Origin of the sequence: Streptomyces sp. NPDC002490 (assembly GCF_040296045.1) — a bacterium.
In the GTDB taxonomy this organism is placed as follows: domain Bacteria; phylum Actinomycetota; class Actinomycetes; order Streptomycetales; family Streptomycetaceae; genus Streptomyces.
This window is the reverse complement of sequence record NZ_JBEOWM010000007.1, coordinates 44,461-67,985: the sequence shown is the minus strand read 5'-3', so window position 1 is coordinate 67,985 and position 23,525 is coordinate 44,461. Positions and strand designations below refer to the sequence as shown.

Below are 23,525 nucleotides of genomic sequence, written 5' to 3'. Positions count from 1 at the left end.
CTACGGTTCGGTGGCGACGGGGTCGCCCGAGGCCACGGCGAGCAGCCGGGCGGCCTTCAGTTCGGTCTCGTGCCACTCGCGTTCGGGGTCCGAGCCCCAGGTGATGCCCGCGCCGGTGCCGAAGCGCAGCAGGCCGGCGGCGCGGTCGAGCCAGAAGGTGCGGATGCCCACGGCCAGTTCGCCGGTGCCCCGGTCGGCGTCGACCCAGCCGATGCCGCCGCAGTAGGGGCCGCGCGGCGCGGTCTCCAGCGCCTCGATGATCCGCAGCGCGCTGGACTTGGGCGCCCCGGTGACGGAACCGGGGGGGAAGGCGGCGGCGAGCAGGTCGCCCCAGCCCGCGTCGGGCAGCAGTTCACCGCGCACGGTGGAGACGAGGTGGACGAGCCCGGGGTGCTTCTCCACGGCGCACAGGTCCGGGACGGTGACCGAGCCGATGGTGCAGACCCGGCCGAGGTCGTTGCGGACCAGGTCGACGATCATCACGTTCTCGGCGAAGTCCTTCTCCAGCAGGTCGGCCTCGGTGCGCCCGGTGCCCTTGATCGGTCCGGACTCGACGGTGCGGCCGTGTCGACGCAGGAAGAGCTCGGGCGAGGCGGTGGCGACCTCCACCCCGTGCTCGGGGAGCCGGATCGTTCCGGCGTACGGGGCGGGGTTGCCCCGGGCGAGCAGCGCGGTCAGGGCGTCGACGTCGGCGACGGCGCCGGGAGCGATCGGGGCGGACAGCACCCGGCACAGGTTCGCCTGGTACACCTCGCCCGCGGCTATGCGCTCGCGTATCCGGCGCACGCCCCGGGTGTACGCGGCGCGGTCGAGTGAGGACAGCCAGTCGCCGGGGGCGGGGCCCCGCCAGGCGCCGGGGACCGGCGCGGGAACCGGCGCCGGTCGAACCTCGGCGAAGCGCGCGCACACCGTGCGCCCCTCGAAGTCGGCGCACACGGCCCAGAAGCCGCTGCCGTCCAGCGCGGCGACGTCGCTGGTCACGTCGCGCAGGCCGGTGGCGAGGAGGCCACCGAAGCGGGCCAGGGGAGGAAGGGTGCGCACGGCTGCGAGTCTAGGCGGGGGACCGTGCTCGGCGCCCCGGCACGGCGCGGTCCAGCACGCTGCGTAAACGCGTTTTTGAGGTTCCCCGGGAATCCGCTAGAGTTCAACACGTCGCCGGGACGCGCAAGCGGACCGAAACGACAGGCGGACGTAGCTCAGTTGGTAGAGCGCAACCTTGCCAAGGTTGAGGTCGCGAGTTCGAGCCTCGTCGTCCGCTCAGGAGCGGGGAGTTCCCGGAGCACCCCGCGCCCTGGTGGAGTGGCCGAGAGGCGAGGCAACGGCCTGCAAAGCCGTCTACACGGGTTCAAATCCCGTCTCCACCTCCATGGACGATTAGCTCAGCGGGAGAGCGCTTCCCTGACACGGAAGAGGTCACTGGTTCAATCCCAGTATCGTCCACTGGACCCGATCATCGGGTACCCGCGCGATTAGCTCAGCGGGAGAGCGCTTCCCTGACACGGAAGAGGTCACTGGTTCAATCCCAGTATCGCGCACGCAGCACCCCGGTGGATCCGGGCGACCCGCGAGGGAGTGCCCTGGTAGTCTGCCGGAACGTCCCGCGCGATTAGCTCAGCGGGAGAGCGCTTCCCTGACACGGAAGAGGTCACTGGTTCAATCCCAGTATCGCGCACCGCACCCCAGCCCCCGGTCGTCCTCGACGCCGGGGGCTGGGTCGTTCCCGAACGGTCTGCGCCGACCCCGGTGGCGGGGCGGCGCATGCGCTCACGAGGAGAACAGCATCCGGCCGAAGCCGCGGTTCCGGTGGCCGTGACCGTGGTGGCCGTGCTGGCCGTGGCCGCCGTGCGGGGCGCCCCAGGCGGGCGCGGGCGGGGCGGCGGGGTAGCCCTGCGGGGCGGGCGGGGGCGGCGCGGGCTGCGTCCACTGGGACTCCAACCGGGTCAGCGCCTCCAGCTCGCCGTAGTCCAGGAATATCCCGCGGCAGCCGGAGCACTGCTCGATCTGGACGCCGTTCCGGTTGTACGTGCTCATGACCGCATGGCATTTCGGACACTGCATGGGCGGGTTCAACTCCTCGTCGTTCACTACCGCTTCACCGGACCGCTGCCCGGCTTCCGTTCCCCTGCACCTTACTTCGCTTCCGTCCCCGCCAACTCCCCCGATCGGCACCTCATTCGACGGCGGACGGAACGCCCATCCGGTCACAGGCCGTGATCACCGCCCACTCGTCGGGGTCCGGGCCCCGGCCCTCGCGCCGGGCGCGCGCGACGGCGAGGGCGGCCGTCTGCACGGTCAGCGCCCGCGCGGCCGGGTCCAGCGCGGGCCAGGGGTCGCCCGTCGCCGGGACGGCCGGGCCGCCCGCCGCCCGGTACGCGCCCAGGAAGCGGTCCCACTCGGCGGGACCGAGGAGGCCGCAGGCGTACCAGGCGGCCGGGCGGGCCAGGTCCCAGACCGCCGGACCGACCCCGAGGTCGTCCACGTCGATCAGCCGCCACGGGCCGTCCGGCGCGGGGGCCCGGACCAACTGGCCGAGGTGGAGGTCTCCGTGGCAGAGGGTGTCCGTGCGCGGGGCGGGCGTCTCGTCGCGCGCCCAGCGGGGCAGGGTCAGCCAGGCCCGCTCCACCGCCGCGGCGGCCGGTGCCGAGGCCCGGGCCGCCGGGGTGGACGGCACCGCGGAGCGCATCCGCCGGACCGCCCGGGCGGCCTTCGCCGGCCCCCGCATCGGCGGCAGCGGCCCGGGCAGCCGCGCCACGTCGACGCGGTGCAGCCGGGCCAGCAGCTCCCCGGCCTCCGCCCAGGGAGCGCGGTCGGGGGCCTGCGGGTCGACGGGGGTGCCGTACGGCCAGAGGCTGACCGGGCGGCCGTCCGGCAGGGCGGCCCGGGCGCGGCCCAGCGGAGGCAGCAGGACGTCGGCGAGCAGCGGATGGGCCGCCACCGCGAGCCGGGCGGCCAGGCCGTCGGGGTCCGTCTCCCGGGCGTGCGCCTTGGCGACCACCGCCCCGTGCCGGACGACGACGCCGTCGTCCCGCTCGGCGAGCACCCGCCCCGCCTCCACGCAGGCGCAGGGGCCGTCCGGACGGTGCACGGCCGTCCGGGCCCTGACGCGCAGCCCCCGCACCACCGCACCGCTCATCGACGCCCCGCCCCTTCCGTCCGTCGTAAAACGGCCGGGACGACCGTTCCCGCCCAGCCTACGAGCTCGGGCCCGGGGCCCGGACACGGCAAAGTGCCCGCGCAACCTCCCCAGGTTGCGCGGGCCTTGTGCCGTCCGTCGCACCCCCGTCCCCACGGGGTTTCATGGTCGGATGTCCCCGCCCGGACCGCTCTTCCGGGCCCGGGGCGCCGCTCAGCGCCCCAGCACCTCGACCACGGACGACGCTTGGGTGACCACCGCCTCCCAGCCGCCGAAGACGACTACGAGCAGGGCCGCCAGGGGGAGCACCATGGCCGTGGCCACCAGGGGGTGGCGCCGACCGGACCGGCCGCCGTCGAACGCCGCGTACAGCCGGCGTCCTCGTGCACGGATCATCGTCCGGGTGGCCGTGTCCGCCATGGTCCCTCTCCTGGATCGGTTCGTGTGCGGGCCGGGTGCTCCCGCGCCACCGTCTGTGGCCGCGGCGGGCGCTTGACCTCGGGGGACGAGTACCGCACCCGCCGCTTGACGACCAATCTATGGCGCGGGTTCCCTCGGGGGCGTCATGCCCTCGTACCGGTTCCTGGCCTCCGCAAGGATGACCGCGCCCCGGACGCGTACTCCCCTGGGTGGAGACGGCGCCCCCGGTCTCGGGGTCTTCCCCGAAGGGACGGGGAACCACGGGCCCGGTGCCGTGCCGGTACCGGGCCGGGGTGACTTCGCTCACTTCCCCGTGATCGGCACCGGCCCGCGTGCCGGTGGACCGGGCCGCTCCCCCGAGGCGTCCGGGCCGCCGGTGCCGGGTGCGGACCCCTGCCGCGGCAGCCGGGAAGCGTCCCTCCGCCCTCGCGCCAATCCCCTTGGCGATCCGCGCGGTTGGCCCCGCCCGTAGCCGGAATCCGCCGGAAAGCGGCGGTCCCTGACCGCCCCTCACCACGCCTGCGCGGCGCCGTCAACCGATCGGATCGGGAGGGCGCGGCCTCTGCGCGCTCCGGGCCCGGTGTACGTAAGCTGTGCTCGTCAACCGGACCGGGCAGCGGGGATGAACATGGCGATGATGCGCCTGAGGCGTGAGGACCCGCGCGTGGTCGGCTCGTTCAGGCTGCACCGACGGCTCGGGGCCGGCGGCATGGGCGTCGTCTACCTGGGGTCCGACCGCCGCGGCCAACGGGTCGCGCTGAAGGTCATCCGGCCGGACCTCGCCGAGGACCAGGAGTTCCGTCAGCGGTTCGCCCGTGAGGTGTCGGCGGCCCGCCGCATCCGCGGGGGCTGCACCGCCCGGTTGGTCGCCGCCGACCTGGAGGCCGACCGTCCCTGGTTCGCCACCCAGTACGTCCCCGGTCCCTCCCTGCACGACCGGGTCGCCGACGGCGGCCCGCTCCCCGCGGCCGACGTCGCAGCGGTGGGGGCCGCGCTCTCCGAGGGGCTCGTCGCGGTCCACGAGGCCGGTGTGGTGCACCGGGACCTGAAGCCGTCCAACATCCTGCTCTCCCCCAAGGGCCCGCGGATCATCGACTTCGGCATCGCCTGGGCGACCGGCGCGAGCACCCTGACCCATGTGGGCACCGCGGTCGGCTCCCCCGGGTTCCTGGCGCCGGAACAGGTGCGGGGAGTCGCGGTCACCCCGGCCACCGACGTGTTCGCGCTCGGCGCCACGCTCGCCTACGCCGCCACCTCCGACTCCCCCTTCGGGCACGGCAGTTCGGAGGTGATGCTGTACCGCGTGGTGCACGAGGAACCGCAGCTGCACGGGGTGCCCGACGCCCTGGCTCCGCTGGTGCGGGCCTGTCTGGCGAAGGACCCGGAGGAGCGGCCCAGCACCCTCCAACTCTCGCTGCGGCTCAAGGAGATCGCGGCGCGCGAGGCCCAGGGGTTGACCGACCCGCGTCCCCCCGTCCCGCGCGGGGAGCCGGACCGGCCCTCCGGGCGGCTCGCGGCGGAGTACGCGGCACAGCGCACCCAGCGGCGTTCCCCGGGCACTCCCCCGCCCCGGTCCTCCTCCGCGCGGCCGTCGCGCGGTTCCGGTTCCGCCCAGCGCTCCGGTGCGGTCGGTCCGACGCGCGGCGGGCAGTCCTCCGGGACGGGCCGCAGCGGTGGTCGGGACTCCCGGGCGACCGGCGGTTCGCGCGGCGGCCGGCCCGCCCGGTCCGGCACCCGCCCGCTGCCCCGGAAGGGGCAGCCCCGTCCGCGGCCGACCGGGACCGGGCGTCGCCCGGCGAACCCCCGGTTGTTGCGGCAGCGGCTGATCGTGTTCGTGGTCGTGACCCTGCTGGTGGCCTTGGGCATCGCTGCCGCCCAGGGCTGCCAGGGCCCCTCCCGGGGCGCCGGGGAGGGTCGGCCCCCGGCGGGGGCGACGGCCGCCGCCCCGTCGGACCCGGCTCAGTCGACGGGGCGCCCCGAGGTCACCGCGTAGAAGGCGACGGCCGCCGCGGCGCCGACGTTGAGCGAGTCCACTCCGTGGGCCATCGGGATGCGCACCCGCTCGTCGGCGGCGCGCAGCGCCCGGGGGGACAGTCCGGTCCCTTCCGCGCCCAGCATCAGGGCCACCCGCTCCCTGCGGTGCGGGGCCGCCGTGTCCAGGGTGACGGCCGTGGCGTCGGGGGTCAGCGCGAGCAGGTCGAAGCCGGCTTCGCGGACGGTCTCCAGGGCGTGCGGCCACGGCTCCAGCCGGGCGTAGGGCACGGAGAACACGGCGCCCATCGAGACCTTCACCGAGCGGCGGTACAGCGGGTCGGCGCAGTCCGGGGAGAGCAGCACGGCGTCCATGCCCAGGGCAGCGGCGGAGCGGAAGATCGCACCGATGTTGGTGTGGTCGTTCACGGACTCCATGACCACCACCCGGCGGGCGGTGGACAGCAGGTGCCCCGCGCTCGGCAGCGGGGCGCGGGCCATCGAGGCGAGCGCGCCGCGGTGGACGTGGTAGCCGGTGACCCGCTCGGCCAGTTCGGGGGTGACCGCGTAGACGGGTGCGGGGAGTTCGTCGATCACGTCCCGCATGGCATCGACCCATTTGGACGACAGCAGCATCGACCGCATCGCGTAGCCGGCGTCCAGCGCCCGGCGGATGACCTTCTCGCCCTCGGCAATGAAGAGCCCCTCGGCGGGTTCGCGGCGCCGGCGCAACTCGACGTCGGTGAGCGCGGTGTAGTCGCGCAGACGGGGGTCGTCGGCGTCCTCGACGGTGATCAGTTCGGCCACGGGGTGGTGCCGCCTTGTCGGTGTGGTGCGGGTGGGGGTGCGGGCCGGTGGGGGCCGACCGGCCCGCGGTGGTGGCTCAGTGCGGGGTCGGCCCGTGGGCGGAGGAGGCGTCGGGGCCGATCCGGACCACCTCGCCGATGACGATGACCGCGGGCGGCCGCACGCCCTCGCGTTCGACCACGGCGGCCACGGTGCCGAGCGTCGCGTCCACCCGGCGCTGGGCCGCGGTCGTGCCCTCCTGGACCAGGGCCACCGGGGTGTCGGCGGCCCTGCCGTGGGCGATCAGCGCCTCGGCGATCCGGCCGATCTTGTCCACGCCCATCAGCACCACCAGGGTGCCGCGGAGCTCGGCGAGGGCCGCCCAGTCCACCAGCGAGCGGGGGTCCTCGGGTGCGACGTGCCCGCTGACCACGGTGAACTCATGGGCGACACCGCGGTGGGTGACCGGGATGCCGGCCGCGCCGGGCACCGAGATCGAACTGGAGATGCCGGGCACCACCGTGTACGGGATGCCCGCCTCGGCCAGTGCCTCGGCCTCCTCCATCCCGCGCCCGAAGACGAACGGGTCGCCGCCCTTGAGCCGGACCACCGACCGGCCCGCCTTGGCGTGTTCGACCAAGGCCGCGTTGATCGCCTCCTGGGCCATGAACCGCCCGTAGGGGATCTTCGCGGCGTCGATCACCTCGACGTGCGGGGGCAGTTCGGCGAGCAGGTCACGGGGACCGAGCCGGTCCGCGATGACCACGTCGGCCTCCGCGAGCAGTCGACGGCCCCGGACCGTGATCAGGTCGGGGTCGCCGGGCCCGCCGCCGACGAGGGCGACGGAGCCGGCGCGGCTGCGGTGGTGGCGGGCCACCAGGGTGCCGTCGCGCAGCCCTTCGACCACCGCGTCCCGGATGGCGGCGGTGTGTCGCGGGTCGCGGTCCCGGGCGTCGGTGGTGAGCACCGCGACGGTGACCCCCGCGCTGTGGCCGGTGGCGGGCGTCCAGGCGGTGGCGACGTCGGCGTCGTCGGAGCGGACGCACCAGATGCGGCGGGCCTCGGCCTCCGCGGACGCCCGGTCGTTCGCCGTCCGGTCCGAGGTGGCGACCAGCACGTACCAGGCGTCTGCGAGGTCGCCGTCCTGGTAGCGGCGGCGGTGCCAGGTGAGTTCGCCGGTGTCGGCCATGGCCTCGACGGACGGGGTCGCCGACGGGGACACCAACTGGATGTCGGCGCCGGCGGCGATCAGCGCCGGCAGCCGCCGCTGGGCGACCTGACCGCCGCCGAGGACCACGACGCGGCGGCCGGTGAGGCGGAGACCGACGGGGTAGGCCGGATCACTGGCTGACGTGGGCATGGCGGCTCCTCGGGTGGGCCGCTGCGACGGTGGAGCGGCGGACTGGTCCGGACGGTGGGGATCACCCGGGCCCGGGTACGGACGCGTGCACGTCGGCGGGCCGGGGTTCCCGTCCGTCAACGATACGGTTCCGCTGGTCACGGGCACCGGCGGGGCCGGCACCGGGGTGTCCCGGAACCGGCCCCGGGGGCTGGCGGCCGGCGACGGGCCGGCGGGCCCCCTACTTCTCGGTGACCCCGGCGGCGTCGAAGGTCGCCACCTCGTGCATGACCCGGGCCGCGCTCTGCACCAGGGGCAGGGCGAGCAACGCGCCCGTTCCCTCCCCCAACCGCAGGTCCAGTTCCACCAGGGGACGCAGCCCCAGCTTGTTGAGGGCCGCGACGTGTCCGGGCTCGGCGCTGCGGTGACCGGCGATGCAGGCCGAGAGCGACTCGGGGGCGATGGCCCGGGCCACCAGGGCGGCGGCGCCGGCGCTCACCCCGTCCAGGATCACGGGGGTGCGCAGGGAGGCACCGCCGAGCACCAGACCCACCATGGCGGCGTGCTCCAGACCGCCGATCGCCGCGAGCACGCCGATCGGGTCGGCCGGGTCGGGCCGGTGCAGTGCCAGCGCCCGGCGCACCACCTCGGTCTTGCGGGCCAGGGTCTCGTCGTTGATGCCGGTGCCCCGACCGGTGATCTCCGCGGGGTCGATTCCCGTGTACACGGCGATGAGGGCGGCCGAGGCAGTGGTGTTGGCGATGCCCATCTCGCCGGTGAGCAGTGCCTTGTTGCCGGCGGCCACCAGATCGCGGGCGGTCTCGATGCCGACCTCGATCGCCGCGGTGACCTCCTCGCGGGTGAGCGCCGGGCCCGCGGTCATGTCGGCGGTGCCGGCCCGGACCTTGCGCGGCAACAGCCCCGGCGTCGTGGGCAGGTCGGCCGCGACGCCCACGTCGACCACGCACACCTCGGCGCCGACCTGCGTGGCGAAGGCGTTGCAGACCGCGCCGCCGTTCAGGAAGTTGGCGACCATCTGCCCGGTGACCTCCTGCGGCCACGGGGTCACGCCCTGGGCGTGCACCCCGTGGTCACCCGCGAAGATCGCCACCGCGGCGGGCTCCGGGATGGGCGGCGGGCAGGTCCGGGAGAGTCCGCACAGCTGCGCGGAGAGGATCTCCAGCATGCCCAGCGCACCGGCCGGCTTGGTCATCCGCTTCTGTCGTTCCCACGCCTCGCCGAGCGCCTTGGCGTCCAGCGGCCGGATGCCGGCGACGGTCTCGGTGAGCAGGTCGTGCGGCTCCGCGCCGGGCAGCACCCGACGGCCGTACGTCTCCTCGTGGACGACCCAGGCCAGCGGACGCCGCTGGGACCAGCCGGCCTGCACCAGTTCCGGGTCCTCGGGGAACTCGTCGACGTACCCGACGCAGAGGTAGGCGACGACCTCCAGGTGTTCGGGCAGGTCGAGGGCGCGCACCATCTCACGCTCGTCGAAGAAGCTGACCCAGCCGACACCGAGGCCCTCGGCGCGGGCGGCCAGCCACAGGTTCTCGACGGCGAGCGCCGAGGAGTAGGGGGCCATCTGCGGCTGGGTGTGACGGCCGAGCGTGTGGCGGCCGCCGCGGGTGGGGTCGGCGGTGACCACGATGTTCACCGGCGTGTCGAGGATGGCCTCGATCTTCAGTTCCTTGAACTGCTTGGCACGGCCCTTGGGCAGGGTCCTGGCGTACGCGTCCCGCTGGCGCTCGGCCAGTTCGTGCATGGTCCGCCGGGTCTCCTCGGAGCGGATGACCACGAAGTCCCAGGGCTGGGAGTGCCCGACCGAGGGGGCCGTGTGCGCGGCCTCCAGCACCCGCAGCAGCACCTCGTGCGGGATGGGGTCGGGCCGAAAGCCGTTGCGGATGTCCCGGCGCTCCCGCATGACGCGCAGCACCGCTTCGCGCTCCGCGTCCTCGTAGCCGGGTGCGGGGGCCTCGGGCCGGGCCGCGGGCTCGACGGGGGTCTCCCCGGCCGGACCGGTGGGCTCCGGTGCGGGGGCAGCGGCCTGCACGGGGGGCACGCCGACCGTGACGGTGACCGCCTCGGTGGCCTCGGGTGCGGCAGTCGGCTCGTCGTCGCCCGAGTGCGTCGGCAGACCGTCCGGGCTCTGGGCGGGGGCCTCGGCCTCCGGGTCCGCCGCGACCGCCGCCTCCGCGGCCGGGGACTCGTCCGCCGGGGTGGCCACGGCCGCCCCGTCCGCCGGTGGGGTCTGCGGCTGCGGCTGCGCCAGCGCCTCGGGGGCCTCGTCGTCCTCCGCGTGGACGGGGGCGGGCTCGGGGGCCCCGGTGACGGCCGCGGCGGGTTCCACGGCGGCCGGCTCGGCCACCGCTTCGGCAGCGGCCGGTGCGGGTGTGGGTGCGGGCTGCGGCTGCTCCTCCGCCGGGGCCGGGTGCTCCACGGCGGGGGCTTCGTCGGTCGCGGGGGGTGCGGCCGGTGCCTCCTCCTCCGGCGGGCCCTCGGGGGTCGCCGACGCCACCACCGGGGCCTCGTCCGCTTCCCCGGACACCGGAGCGGGGACCTCGGTGAGGGGCTCGGCCGCCGGCTGCGGTTCGGCGGGTCGTTCGGCGACGGGCACGGGCCGGGGGGCCTCGACGGGCTCCGGCGCGGGCTGCTCCTCGGTCGGGGCGGCGGCCGGCGCCTCGGCGACGGGCTGCACGGCCGTGACCGGGGCCGGCTCGGCTTCGACGGGCGGCTGCGGGAGGGCGGGAACCGGCTCGACGGCGACGGGTTCGGGCGTCTCCGGGGCCGCCACCACGGGGGTCGCCTCCGCGGCGGGCGCCTCGGCTGCGGGTTCCGGGACGGCCTTGACCGGGGCCTCGGCGACGGGTGCCGCCGGGGCCGGGGGCCGTTCGGGGGCCGCCGGGGCGGGCGGCGCCTCGGCGGGCGCCGCCTGGACCACCGGGGTCGGGGCCGGCGTGGTGGTGGCGGGCACCGACACCCCGGTCGGCCCGGGCTCCACGGGGGCGACCGGGGCCGGGGCGGGCCCGACGGGGTCTTCGACCGGGGCGGCGGCCGTCACGGGCTCGGGCTGGGGGTGCGGCAGGGTCAGCGGGTGGGGCGGGGTGGGGGCGAGGTGCGGGGTGGTCGGCACCGAGCCCTCGACCGGGACGAACTCGCCCACCGGAACGGCGACTCCGGCCGGCGGGGTGTGCGGAACCGTCACCGAACCGGTGGCCCGGGCCACCGCGGCGAGCGCGGCGTCGGGTGCGGGCGTCACCGGGGGGGCGAGGGGGACGCCCCGCCCCGCGGTGGGCGGAGCGGTCGGCGCGGAGGGCTGCGGAACCGCCTCGGAGGGTGCCTCCACCACGGGCTGCTCGACCAGCGGGACGGACACCGCCCCGGTGTCGGTGGAGGAGGCGGGCACCTGGGTCCCGTCCATCGTGGGGACGGTGGTGGTGGCCTCGGGAGCAGGCGGGAACGCGGGGGCCGTCTCCGGTGCGGCCGAGGGGGTCACCTGCGCGGGGGGCGCCCCCCAGGGGGCGCCGGCCTGCGGCGGGATCTCGGCGAGCTGGGGGCCCGGGAACGGCGCGGCGGCCGGCGGCTGCTCGGGGGCGGCCGGGGGCGCGGGCGGCCGGCGCACCTTGACCGCGCCCCGACGGGAGCCGGCGGGACCGCGGTCGGCGAGCGAACGGACCGGGCCGGAGGCGCTGTCCGGGGTGGGCGGCGCGGCGTGCAGGGGGCGTCGGGGCGTGCCGGTGGGCTGGCCGGGCGCCGGGTGCGCGCCGGGCGCGCGGACGTCTGCCCCCTCGGCCGCGGGGGCCGGACCGCTGTCCCGACCGCCCGTCTCGTGCGGACCGGGCTCGTGTGCTCCGGCCGGCGCTCCGACTGCGGGCTCGACCGGTGCGGGGGCGGCGGGATGGGGCTGCGGGGTGGGCGCGGAGGTGTTGGCGGTCACGGGTGCGTCGGCCTCGTACGGGTTCGGGGGCTCGTCGTCGTCCGGTGTCTCCAGCGAGGTGGGAACCGAGAGGACGGGGGCGGGCCCTGCGGGCACGGTGGGGCGCGGCCGGGCTGCGGACCCGGACGGCGCGACGGGGCTGCCCGTCGGCGGGGGCGGGGTGGCTCCCGTGGTGTGGACCACCGGCGGATAGGCATCGCCCGCGGGGGCGGTCGCGCGCGCCGAGGGGACGCCACGGCCGTCGCTCCAGGCTCCCTGGGCACCGGGCATCAGGAGTTGGTCGTCGTCGTGGGTCTCGGCGGGGCCCGGCGGCGGTGCCGTCCCGCTCCGGACGGACGCGGCGACGGTCCCCTCGCCGGGGTGGTCCGGCTGTGCCTCGTCCGAAGTCCGGCCGGTGTCGGTCATGCGTACCCCTCGCGCATCGGTAGTCTTCCTCGTCCGTCCCGGTCCCGCCGGACCGCCCGACCCGAGAACGAGCGGGCGCGCCGCGCGGCACGTACCGGTGCCGTCGACACCAGGCATTGTCCCGGCTGGCCCCCACCTCGGCACGCGGTTCCGGAACGGACGCCTGTGGACTGCGCCACGTCGCGCGTCCTCAGCCTTCGCCGTACCGCGGTCCACCCAAAACGGGCGGGTCTTTCGGACATTGGGCCATGAACGAGCCACCGGTCCGGTGCGGTACAACGATCGGCCAGCCTACCCCGGGCGGGCCCCGCGGCGCTCAGGGGGCGCGGCCCGGAAGGCGTCCGGAAAGGAGGAAACCGACCGTCCGTTCCTTCTCCGTCCAGGCCCGGGTGTCGAGTTCCACGGCCTGGAGGAGGGCGCACTCGACCTCGTATCCGTGTTCGATCAGGTCGCGACCGACCCGTTCGGCGGCGTCCCGGGTGGCCGCATGGGTGACGATCCGTCCGGGGCGGCGGTCGGCCACGGCGGACACCACGGCCGCTCCCCCGCCGCCGACGCGCACCACGTCCGGTTCGGGCAGCGTCTCCAGGACGTGCGGCGCACGGCCGTGGACCGTCTGGAGCTGGACGCCGAAGCGACGGGCGGTGGCGGCGGCGCGGGCGCAGTTGTCGGGGTACTGGTCGACGGCGATGACGGCGGCGCCGAAGCGGGCGGCCTCCACCGAGAAGGCCCCGCTGGCGCACCCGATGTCCCAGACCAGGTCGCCGACGCGGGGCCCGAGGCGGGCGAGTTGGGCGGCGCGCAGCCGCTCGTTCTCGCTCTCGCCCAGTCCGGGCCCGAGCTCGGCGGCGGGCAGGGTCCAGCCGCGGGGGCCGGTGCCCGGGTCCCGGCCGGCGATCCAGCCCGGTTCCGGGGTGACGCCGCTGCCGCCCCCGATGCAGAGGACGACGTTGGGGTCGCGCCAGGCGTGGTCGGCGGCCTTGTCCGAGGTGACGACGGTGACGCGTTCGCGATCGGTGCCGAGTTCCTCGCAGATGACGAAGGTGCGGTGCACGCCTTCGAGCAGGAGGCCCAGCTCGGCGGGCCCGGCGCCCGGCGCGGTGAGCACGGCCACCTTGGGGTGGGCCCGGCAGACGTTGACCGCGCGGCGCAGGGTGCGGCGGTGGGCCACGACGACCTCCGCGTCGTCCCAGGGCATGCCGGCCCGGGCGAAGGCCCGGGCGACGGCGGAGGTCGCGGGCAGCACCTCGATCTCCAGGCCGAACTCGGGATCGCGCAGCGCCCGGACGACGCCGAAGAACCCGGGGTCGCCGTCGGCGAGGACCACGGCGGTGCCCCGGTGGGCGGCGATGCGGCGGGCGGCGAGGGCGATGCTGCCGAGCCGGATGCGCTCGGCGCGCTCGGGCACGTCGGGGAAGGCGAGGTGGTGGGCCGCCCCGGCGACCAGGGTGGCCGCGGCGAGTGCCGAACGCGCGGCGACGGAGAGCGGGGAGCCGTCCCAACCGATCACCGTGACCCGGTCGGCCATCGTCGTCAGTCTCCAGAGGTCGAGGGGCCGGACGGGTCGTGTGCCGGGGGCGCGTCGGGGGCGGAGCGACACCGGTGGCGTACGCGGGCGCACGGACGGGCCCGGGCGACGGAAGGGTGCCGGGTGCCGCGCACCGGAGCATCGTGAGCGTACCGGGTACGGGCGGTCCACGCGCCCCGGGTGCGCGGTTCGGGGGAGCCGCCGGGCGCGGGCGAGGGGCGCGCCGGACCCACCGGGCGCGTCTGCCGGAGCGTCAGTTCCAGTCGGTGAAGGCGGTGTAGGCGTCGGAGTCGGCGAAGGCGTCCGCCGGGCCCTCCAGGTCCTCGGGGAGCAGGCTCCACACGATGAGGTCGGTCCGGTGTTCGGTCCAACCGCCGTCGTCGGTCCTGGTCCGCGCTATCCAGGCGCCCCGGAGCACGCCCTCGCTGATGCAGCCGATCTTCTGGGCCACCTGTTGGGCCGCGGTGTTGTCGGCGGCCGTCCGCAGCTCCAGGCGCTCGAACTTCTGGTCCCGGAACAACCACCCCGCGACCGCCAGCGAGACCTCGCAGGCGTAGCCCTCGCCGCGCGCCCAGGAGGCGGTGACGCAGCGCAGTTCGGCGGAGCGGACGCGCCAGTCGGCGGCGCGCAGCCGGGCCGTGCCGACCAGCCGGCCGGTGAGGAACTCGGTCACGGCGAAGACGATGCCGTGGCCGGCCGTGCGTTCGCCGGGGGCGCCCTCGGTGACCCAGGCGCGGGCGTCCTCCTCGGTGTACGGGTGGGGGGCGGAGGCCCACACCACGACCGACTCGTCGTTCATCATCTCGGTCAGGGCCGGAACGTCCACGTCCTCGAAGGGGCGCAGGACCAACCTTTCCGTGCTGAGGGAGATGTCGGGGAAGGTGGTCGTCATGGGCCGCTCCGTAACCTTCAGGAACCTGCAGGTCTGCTGCTGAGTGGACCAGCATGCAGCATCGGGACGCGGGTACGCACCACGGGACCCGGGTGGGAGGGTCGGCCCCGTGGTGCGCGAGGGGTCCGGGGCGCCCGACGTCACGGTCGTCGAACGCCCCGGAGGTCCGGGCGGCTCCTTCGAGCGGTGGTGCGCCGGCTCAGAAGGCCGGGATGACGGCGCCGTCGTAGGTGTCCTCGATGAACTTCTTCACCTCGGGCGAGGTCAGCAGCTCGGCGAGCTTCTTGACCCGGGGGTCGTCCTCGTTGCCCTTCTTGACGGCGAGGAAGTTGCCGTAGGGGTTGTCCTTGGCGTCCTCAGCCGCGATGGCGTCCTTGGCCGGGCTGAGCTTCGCCTCGATGGCGTAGTTGCCGTTGATCACCGCGGCGTCGACGTCCGCGAGGGCCCGGGGCAGCTGGGGGGCCTCCAGTTCGCTGAACTTGAGGTCCTTGGGGTTGTCCGTGATGTCCTTGGGCGTGGCCGCGAACCCGACGCCGTCCTTGAGGGTGATCAGGCCCTTGGCGGCGAGCAACTGGAGGGCTCGCGCCTCGTTGGTGGTGTCGTTGGGGACCGCGATGGTGGCCCCCTTCTCCAGGTCCGCGAGGTCCTTGACCGTCTTGGAGTAGACGCCGAGCGGCTCCAGGTGGACCGTGGCACCCGGCACGGGCACGATGTCGGTGCCCTTCTTCTTGTTGAAGTCGTCCAGGTACGGCTTGTGCTGGAAGTAGTTGGCGTCGAGTTCGCCCTCCTGGACGGCGGTGTTGGGGGTCACGTATTCGGTGAACTCCCTGACCTCCAGCTCCAGGTCGGCCTTGGCCGCGAGCTCGTCCTTGATGTAGGTGAGGATCTCGCCCTGCGGGGTGGCGGTCGCGGCGACCTTCAGCGGCCCGTCGGAGTCGGAGCCCTGGTCGGAGCCGCAGGCGGTGAGGCCGAGCGTGAGGGCTCCGGCGGCGAGGACAGCGGCGGTGATCTTGGTGGTGTTACGCACGAAAAGTGCCTTTCTCCATGGGTGGTACCGGTCCCGGCGGTCTGCGCGGGACGCGTGTGAGGGGGTCGACGGTCGGACGGCCGCCGACCGGGTCAGGGGGTCTTGACGGCTTCGAGCTCGGCGCTCGCCGGAGCGACGCCTTCGGTCGGCGGGGCGGAGCGCAGCAAGCGCAGCCGGGGCCCGGCCCCGGCCCGGCCGGTGCGGCGGTGCAGGGAGCGGGCGGCGAGGTCGCCGGCGAACTGGATGACGGAGATCACGACGGCGAGGATCGCCACGGTGACCCACATCAGTTCGGTCTCGAAGCGCTGGTAGCCGTAGCGGATGGCGATGTCGCCCAGGCCGCCGGCGCCGACCGTGCCCGCCATCGCGCTGTAGCCGATGAGGGCCACGACGGTGGTGGTGGCACTGGAGATCAGCGAGGGCAGCGACTCGGGGACCAGGACCCGGCGGACCACGGTCCAGGTGTTCCCGCCCATCGCCTGGACGGCTTCCACGAGGCCGCCGTCCACCTCGCGCACGGCGGTCTCGACCAGGCGGGCGAAGAACGGGATCGCGCCGATCGCCAGCGGCACGATCGCGGCCTCCCGGCCGATGGTGGTGCCGGTGATCTCCCGGGTGAAGCCCATCAGGGCGACCATCAGGATGATGAACGGCATCGAGCGGGCCACGTTGACGAGTTGGCCGAGGACCTTGTTGAGGACCACGTTCTGGAGCAGTCCGCCCCGGTCGGTGAGGACCAGCAGGACGCCCAGCGGCAGCCCGCCGACGACGGCGATCACGGTGGACCAGCCGACCATGTACAGGGTGTCCCAACACGCCTGCTCCAGCAGCGGCCACATCTCGGACCAGGTCACTTGACACCCTCCTTGGCCAGGGCGGACGGCAGGGGGCGGGGCGCTTTGTCGGCTTCGACGACGTCGACCTGGAGTCCCTGCTCGCGCAGGAAGCCGACCGGCACCACGTTGTCCTCGTAGCGGCCGGGCAGTTCGATGCGCATGCGACCGACCTGCTTGCCAGCGACCGTGTCCATCGCGGCGCCGAGGATCGAGATGTCGATGTTGTACGTGCGGGAGAGCTGCGAGATGACGGGCTGGGTGGCCGCTTCGCCGTGGAAGGTGACGTCCACGACGGTGCGGTCGGGGCCGGTGGCGTCGCCGGCGACCGGGAAGAGCGCGGAGGCGAGTTCGGAGCCCGGGGTGGCCAGCAGTTCGCTGACCGTGCCTGACTCGACGATCCGGCCGTGCTCCATCAGGGCCGCGGAGTCGCAGATCGACTTGACCACGTCCATCTCGTGGGTGATGAGCAGCACGGTCAGCCCGAGCTGCCGGTTGAGGTCGCGCAGCAGGTGGAGGATGGCGCGGGTGGTCTCCGGGTCGAGGGCGCTGGTGGCCTCGTCGGAGAGGAGCACCTTGGGGTCGCCGGCCAGGGCCCGGGCGATGCCGACGCGCTGCTTCTGCCCGCCGGAGAGTTGGGCGGGGTAGGCCCGGGCCTTGTCGGCGAGGCCCACCAGGTCCAACAGCTCTAGCGCTTTACGGGAACGTTCCTTCCCGGAGGTGCCGAGGATCTCCAGGGGCAGTTCGACGTTCTCCCGGACGGTCCGCGTGGAGAGCAGGTTGAAGTGCTGGAAGACCATGCCGATCCGGCTGCGCGCCTCGCGCAGCGCACGGCCCGCCCGGGGGCCGCGGCCGGCGAGGGCGGTGAGGTCCCGGCCGTCCACGGTCACGGTGCCGGCGGTGGGGCGCTCAAGGAGGTTGATGCAACGGATGAGGGAGGACTTGCCGGCGCCGCTCTGGCCGATGACGCCGTACACCTCTCCTTCGCGTACCTGGAGGTCCACGCCGTCGAGGGCGGTGACCTCGCGTCCGCGGGAGCGGTAGACCTTGGTGAGGCCCTGGGTGGTGATCACTGGGATTCCGTCACTGTCGAGTGCGGGCGTCCTGCTGGACGCCGGCACGGGGCATTCGTCGGGGAACGCGGCACGGTTCTCGGTGGCGGGTGTGCGGGGGGAGAAACGCGCGCTCGGGGCGGGCGGGTCCGCTCGACGCACGGTCGGGGACACGGCTCAGCGGTCTCGCTTCGGGGCGCGAGGCTGATGGTGCGGGGGCCCTCAGAAGGCGCACATTCGACACATACAAGCAGCACCGGGCGTCTTCATCGCCTCGGTCGCAAAGGTGCGGCTGCTGGTCGTGGTCATGTCGGCAAGTAAAGCAGACCCCGGGGCGCTGTCCACCCCCTCCGTCCGCATAGCGGACAGTCTCGGACAATCCTCGGACAGCTTCCCGTACCGCCGCGAGGCCCGCATCCCGCCCGTCGCCCCCGTCGCTACGGGGCTCCCGGAGCACCTCGCCCCGCGGCGCCCCCGCCCGGACGGAACCCGCGACTGTGGCCAAGGCCACGAAGGACCCCTCCCCGGCCCTCGCCCCGGGGACACGGGCGGGCTCGACGGGGCCGGCGCGGGGCGCCGACCGGCTGCGTAATAGGGTCGCCGCATGCTTGCTGCACTGACGATCGCGACCGCGGTGGCGGCGCTCGCGCTCGCCGCCTGGTGCGCCTTCGCCGCGTACCGCGACCAGCCCACCAAGGACTGGCACTTCATCGGGATGGTCGTGGTGTCCCTGCTGGCGCTCGCCCAGCTCGTGGTGGGGATCGTCCAGCTGGCGCGCGGGGAGAAGCCCGAGAAGGGCACCGCGATCTTCGTCGGGTACCTCATCGGCTCGGCTAGCTGCATCCCCGCCGCCGGCTTCTTGTCGCTCGCGGAGCGCACCCGCTGGGGTTCGGTGACGGTCGCGGCGGGCGGCGTGGTGCTCGCGGTCCTCCAGGTGCGGCTCTACGACATCTGGGGAGGTTGAGATGACGGAGGCCGGCCCACGGGCGCCGGGCGGGCGCACGCGGTTGATCAGCGGACCGGGGACCCTGCTGCTCTGGCTCTACGGGGTGATGGTCGTCGGAGCGGTGTCGCGCTCCGTCGTCCAGATCACCACCGACTTCGGGCGGGCCCCGCTGGCCTACGCCCTGTCCGCCGTCGCCGGCCTGGTGTACGGATTCATCACGTACTCCCTGGTGCGCGGCGGGGAGACGGCCCGCCGGGCGGCCCTGGTCTGCTGCGTCGTCGAGCTGGCCGGGGTCCTGGTGGTGGGCACCTGGACGGTGCTCGACCCCTCGGCCTTCCCCGACACCACGGTCTGGTCGGAGTACGGCATGGGCTACCTGTTCATCCCGGTGCTGCTGCCGTTGACCGCCGTGTACTGGCTGCGTCGGGCCCGGACCGCTCCGCCCGGGCCGACGCCCTCCTGACCCACCGCCCCGCCCGTCCTCGGCCGAGGGGCCCTCCTCCGCCGCCGGGTGCGTCAGGTCGCGGTGGTGAAGTCGCCCGCCTGCTTGGCGAGGGTGACGACGGTGAGCCGCTCGTCCACCTGACGGCTGCCGACCGGCGCGTAGCCGTGTTTGCGGTACAGCCGCAGGTTCCGGTCGGAGCGTCCGCCGGTGAACAGTTCGAAGCGGGTGGCCGTGCCGGCCGCCTCCAGCCGCTGCTCGATGGCGGCGAGCAACCGTCCGCCGATCCCGTGGCTGCGCATCCGGGGGTGGACGATGAGCTTGCCAATGTGGGCGACGCCCTCGGCGTCGACCGAGCCGCGCACCGAGGCGATCACCTCGTCGCCGAGCCGGGCGACCAGGACCAGCCCCCGGGCCAACTCCGCCCGGACGGACGCCAACGTCTGGGTGAGGGGTTCGATGGAGTAGTCCCCGTAGAGCTCCGCCTCGCTCTGGTAGCACAGGTACTGCAACTTCAGGATCTGTTCGGCGTCCTGCTCGGCCGCCGCGGAGATGGTCACGCTCATGCCCATGTGCGCATGCCTCCTGCTTACCTACTCCACCGGTTGTCTTAACGCTCCCTTCCCCTCGGGTCGGGAACCGCAACCTCCGCCGCGAGCATTCTGCGCAGACATCCCAGGCATCGGGAACGTTCCGGCCCTAGACTTCCCTGTGAGATACCCAACTCTCCTGCGATTTCTCGGTACGTCAGGTCATACGGCGAAAGAAGAGCGGTCATCAGCTTCCGGCAGCGCACGGGCATGCGCCGCACCGCCGCCCGCAGCCGCCGCCCGCGGTCGGCCACCAGGGCCATCTCCTCGGGGTCCGGCTGCGGATCACCGGGCAGGCGGGTGCCGCACGGCAGTTCGCGCTCCAGCAGTCGGTGGCTGCGGTGGACCTCCGAGCGGACGGCGGCGCTCAACCAGCCGGCGGGGTCGGCGGGCGGGCCGGCGGAGGTCCACTGTTCGAGCAGGCGCAGCCAGACCTCCTGGAGGAGGTCCTCGCGGGCGTCGCCGGCGCAGGGCGCCTGCGCCACCACCTCCCGCACGAGCAAGGGGGCGAGGGTCTCCCACGGCAACGACAGCCGGGGCGGGGTGCGGTGGTCCATGTCCGCCCGAACGGCGGCACGGGCCGTCGGGTTGCCGCACCGGGCGACGTTTCAGCCGTGTGAGGGGGCGCACGCGGGGGCCGGTTGACGCGTCCGGACGACCCCACCATCAGTGAGGGAAACGTGACACGACGTGACGATTCGGGGAGCCCGATGTGCGCGCGAGGGCGCCGCGCGAGTATCGTCCTCACCTGCACGGACTGGCGGCAGGCCGTGACCGGCGCAGCCTCGAATCCCGACCCCGGAGGGCCCGTTGTCCCGTTTTGCGCTCATCAAGGCAGTGCTCGGACCGATCATCCGCCTGGTCTTCCGGCTCCGGGTGGAGGGCGTCCAGCACGTTCCGGGAACGGGTCCGGTCATCCTGGCCGGCAATCACCTGACCTTCATCGACTCCATGGTCCTGCCCCTCGTCTGCGACCGCCAGGTGGTCTTCATCGGCAAGGACGAGTACGTGACCGGCAAGGGCCTCAAGGGGCGGCTGATGGCGTGGTTCTTCACCGGGGTCGGCATGGTTCCGGTGGACCGCGACGGCGGCCGGGGCGGGGTGGCCGCCCTGATGACGGGCCGTCGCATCCTGGAGGACGGCCGTGTCTTCGGGATCTACCCCGAGGGCACCCGCTCCCCCGACGGACGGCTGTACCGGGGGCGCACCGGGATCGCCCGGCTGACCCTGATGACCGGGGCCCCCGTGGTGCCGTTCGCGATGATCGGCACCGACAAGCTCCAGCCCGGCGGCCGGGGCATCCCGCACCCGGGCAAGGTCACCGTCCGGTTCGGCGAGCCGATGGAGTTCTCCCGCTACGAGGGCATGGACCGCGACCGCTACGTGCTGCGGGCCGTCACCGACTCCGTGATGGCGGAGGTCATGCGGCTGTCCGGCCAGGAGTACGTCGACATCTACGCCACCAAGGCCAAGGCCGCCTAGATCCTCCCGTTCCGATCCTGCCGGGCCCGCGCGCCCCGGCGCCCGCACCCTCCGGCCCGCCCGTGACCCGCTCACGGGCGGGCCGGGTGGTGTCGGGCCGCGTGGAGCCGGGTCCAGCGCCCCCGGTGCGCCCGGGCGAGGTCCGCCGCGCGGGCCGCGGCCGGTTCCGGCACCCGCTGGGCGTGGAGCTCGGCCAGCGCCCCTTCCATGCGCCGGGCGAACCGGGTGCCGAGGGGGGTGAGCCGCCCGCTGTCCAGCAGCGTGCCGTTGGCCTCCCGGGTGACGTCCCGCCAGCGGGCGAACTCGACCCAGGCCCGTTGACGCCCCGCCGGTTCCCGCGCCACGCCCAGTTGGCGCAGCCAGAAGCGGGCGACGCCCAGATGCGCGTACACCCCGTGCAGCAGCCCGACGAGCGGGCGGGGGTCTTCGCGCCAGGGCGCGTAGAACAGCTCGCCGGGGCGGTCGTCGACCAGGTCGAAGAGGTGGGTCAAGGCGGCCAGCTTGTTGTGTTGGGCCTCGTGGGCCAGGTCCAGGGCGAACCCGAGGGCGGTGCGCGGGGCGGACATCCCGGTGCAGCCGAAGGTCTCGTTGGAACTGCCGCTCAGATCCCGGAAGTCGGGTGACAGCACCGGAACCACCGCCCGGAACACCTCGCCCACCTCGACCAGTTGATCCGGATGGGCGATCCGCAGGACCCGTCGGGCACGCGCGAACGTCCGCTGCCAGCGTACGCGTTCCGCCGCCGGGAGCCGACCGGTGCCCGCCGAGGCGGGAAACGCGTCCGGGTCGAGGTCGTCGAGGACCGGGCCGTTCCCGTCTCCGGCCAGCCCGTGCAGGACCAGCCATCCGGTGCCGTCCGGCTCCGGGTCGTCCGGCGAGGTGGACGCCGCCCCCGGCGCCAGGGCGCGCACCCGCTGCCCGCCGACGCTCACGGTGGTGCCCGCCGGACCGGTGCGCACGCACGCGGGCTCGCCGTGCGCGGCGCCGCCGAACTGGGCCGCGCCCAGCGAGGGCAGGAGGACCCGACCGTGACGCACCGGGAGCGTCACCGCTGCGCTGAGCCCCGCCCGACCGGCGGCGACCACGGCGGTGGCCAACAGCAGGTCCGTGTCGGCGGGGCCCGCGGCGGGGCCCAGGAGCGTGCCGAGGGAGCGGAGTTGGGCCGGGCCCACGGACGGATAGGTGAGCGTCTCGACCACCGCAGCGGGGTTCGAGCGGTACGCGGCTGCCAGCAACTCCCAGGCCCGGTCGGCGTGTTCGGCGGCAGGACCGCCGTACTCCCGCGCCCGGGCCACCACCTCGCGGACCAGCATCAGCCGTCGGCTGTACTGGGCGCTCCGCAGCACGCGTACGGCCTCGGGGCCGCCGTCGCCGACGGCGATCCGGTCGAAGAGCTCCCCGCCGAGCCGGTGCCGGGGCGCCGTCACGGAGCGCCCACCACCGGGCGGGCGAGCAACCGCCCCAGGTCCGCGGCGAGTCGACGTCCGACGTGGCCGATGAGGGCGGCGAGGTCGGGGCAGTACACACTGGGATTGGCGAAGTCCGAGCCGTCCGCACGGTAGCGGTGGGTGACGTGCCCGCCTCCGCAGACCCGGTGCAGCGGGCAGGCGCGGCAGGTCGTCGAGAGTCCGGCGAGCCCGGGCCCCGGGACCGGACCGGTCGGGGCGGTCAGCGCACGGTCGAAGGGGTCGCGCAGCACGTGCAGCCCGGTGTCGATGGCCCCCGGGTAGGTGGTGCGCAGCGTGGCGTCCCGGCCGATCGCCCCGTCCGTCTCCACCACCGCGTAGCCCACCGGGGCGAGCCCCAGGCCCTCCGTCTCCGCCCGGCCGCCGAGCAGCAGGGCGAGCAGGTCGTCCAGCAGCCGCACCCGGGTCTCGCGCACCGGCGCGTCGAACCACACGTCGAACACGGCTGCCAACCAGTCGGCGTACGGGGTGTCGACCCGGTCGGGACGGCGCCCCGGTGGGGGCGCGGACCAGTTGCCGTGCGGCAGCAGGAAGTCGATCACCGGGGGGCGGTGGCCGAGCAGGTGCCGATAGGTGGCGAGCGGATCGTTGCGCACGTCGATCACGCACAACAACCCGCTGAACAGGTGCCGGTGGGGCCCGGCTCCCAGGCGTCGCAGCGCGGCGGACACCTCGGCGTGGCTGCCGCGCCCGTCGGCCCGTCGACGGTGCCGGTCGTGGGCGGCCGCGTCCCCGTCGAGGCTGACCCCGATGCGGACGCCCAACTCGGCGAGGAGGTCCAGACGGCGCCCGTCCAGACCGAGGCCGTTGGTCTGCACGAGCACGTCCAGGCGGACCCCGGGCGGGAGGGCCCGCCGCAGCACCCGGACCGTGCGGGTCAGCGCGGCGGGGCCGAGCAGCAGCGGTTCCCCGCCGTGCAGCACGACCTTGACCGCCGGCAACCGGTGCGCGGCGACGTGCTCGGCGATCCGGTCCGCGGTGCGGTCGAGCACCGCCGGGGCCATGATCCGGGGGCGACCGCGCCAACTCTGGTCGGGCCCCTCGTACATGTAGCAGTAGTCGCAGGCGAGGTCGCACCGACCGTGGACCTTGAGGACGAAGGAGTGGAAGGGCGGGGGTGCGGGGGGTGGGGTCGGCGGCCCGGTGGCGGTCCGGGTCGGTACGCGGACCTCGCTCGTCCCCGGCTCACCGGTTCGGGCCGGATTCACGTCGCGCACGGTGCGTGCACTCCTCAGAACGGTCGTGCTGGGCCGGGTCCGACAGAAAGCCCGTTCAGTAT

At 74.7% G+C, this 23,525-nt stretch carries 20 protein-coding genes and 5 tRNA genes; 9 read left to right on the top strand and 16 right to left on the bottom strand.

Annotated elements, in window-relative coordinates; all coding sequences use genetic code 11:
- Positions 1–1,041 carry a chorismate-binding protein gene (locus tag ABT092_RS06480; protein ID WP_351240451.1) on the bottom strand — a complete coding sequence of 347 codons (1,041 nt, stop codon included), beginning with the start codon at positions 1,039–1,041 and terminating at the stop codon, positions 1–3.
- Between the two features lie 144 nt (positions 1,042–1,185).
- Here ABT092_RS06480 and ABT092_RS06475 point away from each other — a divergent pair.
- The 5 genes from ABT092_RS06475 (at position 1,186) to ABT092_RS06455 (ending at position 1,672) form a co-directional block, all read left to right on the top strand.
- Positions 1,186–1,258 (top strand) — tRNA-Gly (locus ABT092_RS06475).
- 35 nt (positions 1,259–1,293) lie between these two features.
- Positions 1,294–1,367 (top strand) — tRNA-Cys (locus ABT092_RS06470).
- Between the two features lies 1 nt (position 1,368).
- A tRNA-Val gene (locus ABT092_RS06465) sits at positions 1,369–1,440 on the top strand.
- A gap of 23 nt (positions 1,441–1,463) precedes the next feature.
- A tRNA-Val gene (locus ABT092_RS06460) sits at positions 1,464–1,535 on the top strand.
- Positions 1,536–1,600: 65 nt separating this feature from the next.
- A tRNA-Val gene (locus ABT092_RS06455) sits at positions 1,601–1,672 on the top strand.
- A gap of 92 nt (positions 1,673–1,764) precedes the next feature.
- Here ABT092_RS06455 and ABT092_RS06450 read toward each other — a convergent pair.
- The 3 genes from ABT092_RS06450 to ABT092_RS06440 form a co-directional block, all read right to left on the bottom strand.
- Complete coding sequence (locus ABT092_RS06450) at positions 1,765–2,058, bottom strand: TFIIB-type zinc ribbon-containing protein (protein ID WP_351240449.1); 294 nt, start codon at positions 2,056–2,058, stop codon at positions 1,765–1,767.
- Between the two features lie 112 nt (positions 2,059–2,170).
- A complete protein-coding gene (locus ABT092_RS06445; RefSeq protein ID WP_351240447.1) occupies positions 2,171–3,133 on the bottom strand; it encodes a phosphotransferase family protein in 963 nt (320 codons plus the stop codon).
- Between the two features lie 213 nt (positions 3,134–3,346).
- Positions 3,347–3,553 carry a hypothetical protein gene (locus ABT092_RS06440; RefSeq protein WP_351240445.1) on the bottom strand — a complete coding sequence of 69 codons (207 nt, stop codon included), beginning with the start codon at positions 3,551–3,553 and terminating at the stop codon, positions 3,347–3,349.
- A gap of 622 nt (positions 3,554–4,175) precedes the next feature.
- Between ABT092_RS06440 and ABT092_RS06435 the strand changes: the two genes are divergently transcribed.
- Complete coding sequence (locus ABT092_RS06435; RefSeq protein WP_351240443.1) at positions 4,176–5,546, top strand: serine/threonine protein kinase; 1,371 nt, start codon at positions 4,176–4,178, stop codon at positions 5,544–5,546.
- Here ABT092_RS06435 and ABT092_RS06430 read toward each other — a convergent pair.
- From ABT092_RS06430 to ABT092_RS06395, 8 genes are all read right to left on the bottom strand, one after another.
- Complete coding sequence (locus ABT092_RS06430; protein ID WP_351240441.1) at positions 5,513–6,331, bottom strand: TrmH family RNA methyltransferase; 819 nt, start codon at positions 6,329–6,331, stop codon at positions 5,513–5,515. The genes ABT092_RS06435 and ABT092_RS06430 overlap by 34 nt on opposite strands.
- A gap of 76 nt (positions 6,332–6,407) precedes the next feature.
- Complete coding sequence (cobA, locus tag ABT092_RS06425) at positions 6,408–7,670, bottom strand: uroporphyrinogen-III C-methyltransferase (protein WP_351240439.1); 1,263 nt, start codon at positions 7,668–7,670, stop codon at positions 6,408–6,410.
- A 220-nt stretch (positions 7,671–7,890) separates the two neighbouring features.
- Positions 7,891–11,988: a nicotinate-nucleotide--dimethylbenzimidazole phosphoribosyltransferase gene (cobT, locus tag ABT092_RS06420; protein WP_351240437.1), complete on the bottom strand. Its 4,098-nt coding sequence runs from the start codon at positions 11,986–11,988 to the stop codon at positions 7,891–7,893.
- Positions 11,989–12,304: 316 nt separating this feature from the next.
- A complete protein-coding gene (gene cbiE / locus ABT092_RS06415) occupies positions 12,305–13,516 on the bottom strand; it encodes a precorrin-6y C5,15-methyltransferase (decarboxylating) subunit CbiE (RefSeq protein ID WP_351240435.1) in 1,212 nt (403 codons plus the stop codon).
- Positions 13,517–13,769: 253 nt separating this feature from the next.
- Complete coding sequence (locus ABT092_RS06410) at positions 13,770–14,408, bottom strand: GNAT family N-acetyltransferase (protein WP_351240433.1); 639 nt, start codon at positions 14,406–14,408, stop codon at positions 13,770–13,772.
- 199 nt (positions 14,409–14,607) lie between these two features.
- On the bottom strand, positions 14,608–15,435 hold the full coding sequence (locus ABT092_RS06405; protein WP_351240432.1) for a MetQ/NlpA family ABC transporter substrate-binding protein: 828 nt from the start codon (positions 15,433–15,435) through the stop codon (positions 14,608–14,610).
- 92 nt (positions 15,436–15,527) lie between these two features.
- On the bottom strand, positions 15,528–16,289 hold the full coding sequence (locus ABT092_RS06400; protein WP_351240430.1) for a methionine ABC transporter permease: 762 nt from the start codon (positions 16,287–16,289) through the stop codon (positions 15,528–15,530).
- Entirely contained in the window at positions 16,286–17,341 is a 1,056-nt protein-coding gene (locus tag ABT092_RS06395) for a methionine ABC transporter ATP-binding protein (protein WP_351240428.1), read from the bottom strand. Before ABT092_RS06395 ends, ABT092_RS06400 begins: the two co-directional genes overlap by 4 nt.
- Before the next feature lie 583 nt (positions 17,342–17,924).
- On the opposite strand from ABT092_RS06395, the gene ABT092_RS06390 reads away from it, so the two are divergent.
- Together ABT092_RS06390 and ABT092_RS06385 are read left to right on the top strand one after the other, a co-directional pair.
- The gene (locus tag ABT092_RS06390; protein ID WP_351240426.1) at positions 17,925–18,284 is read left to right on the top strand and encodes a hypothetical protein; all 360 of its coding nucleotides are present in this window, start codon (positions 17,925–17,927) and stop codon (positions 18,282–18,284) included.
- A 1-nt stretch (position 18,285) separates the two neighbouring features.
- Positions 18,286–18,729 (top strand): hypothetical protein, encoded by a 444-nt coding sequence (locus ABT092_RS06385; protein WP_351240424.1) that lies wholly within the window; start codon positions 18,286–18,288, stop codon positions 18,727–18,729.
- A 53-nt stretch (positions 18,730–18,782) separates the two neighbouring features.
- Here ABT092_RS06385 and ABT092_RS06380 read toward each other — a convergent pair whose 3' ends face one another.
- Entirely contained in the window at positions 18,783–19,280 is a 498-nt protein-coding gene (locus tag ABT092_RS06380) for a GNAT family N-acetyltransferase (protein ID WP_351240422.1), read from the bottom strand.
- Between the two features lie 38 nt (positions 19,281–19,318).
- A complete protein-coding gene (locus tag ABT092_RS06375; protein WP_351240420.1) occupies positions 19,319–19,855 on the bottom strand; it encodes an RNA polymerase sigma factor in 537 nt (178 codons plus the stop codon).
- Between the two features lie 253 nt (positions 19,856–20,108).
- Between ABT092_RS06375 and ABT092_RS06370 the strand changes: the two genes are divergently transcribed.
- Complete coding sequence (locus ABT092_RS06370; RefSeq protein WP_351240418.1) at positions 20,109–20,780, top strand: lysophospholipid acyltransferase family protein; 672 nt, start codon at positions 20,109–20,111, stop codon at positions 20,778–20,780.
- A 71-nt stretch (positions 20,781–20,851) separates the two neighbouring features.
- On the opposite strand, the gene ABT092_RS06365 is transcribed toward ABT092_RS06370, so the two are convergent.
- Together ABT092_RS06365 and ABT092_RS06360 are read right to left on the bottom strand one after the other, a co-directional pair.
- Positions 20,852–22,207, bottom strand: a complete 1,356-nt coding sequence (locus ABT092_RS06365; RefSeq protein WP_351240416.1) for an HEXXH motif domain-containing protein — start codon at positions 22,205–22,207, stop codon at positions 20,852–20,854.
- Complete coding sequence (locus tag ABT092_RS06360) at positions 22,204–23,454, bottom strand: FxsB family cyclophane-forming radical SAM/SPASM peptide maturase (RefSeq protein ID WP_351240414.1); 1,251 nt, start codon at positions 23,452–23,454, stop codon at positions 22,204–22,206. Before ABT092_RS06360 ends, ABT092_RS06365 begins: the two co-directional genes overlap by 4 nt.
- Between the last annotated feature and the right edge of the window lie 71 nt (positions 23,455–23,525).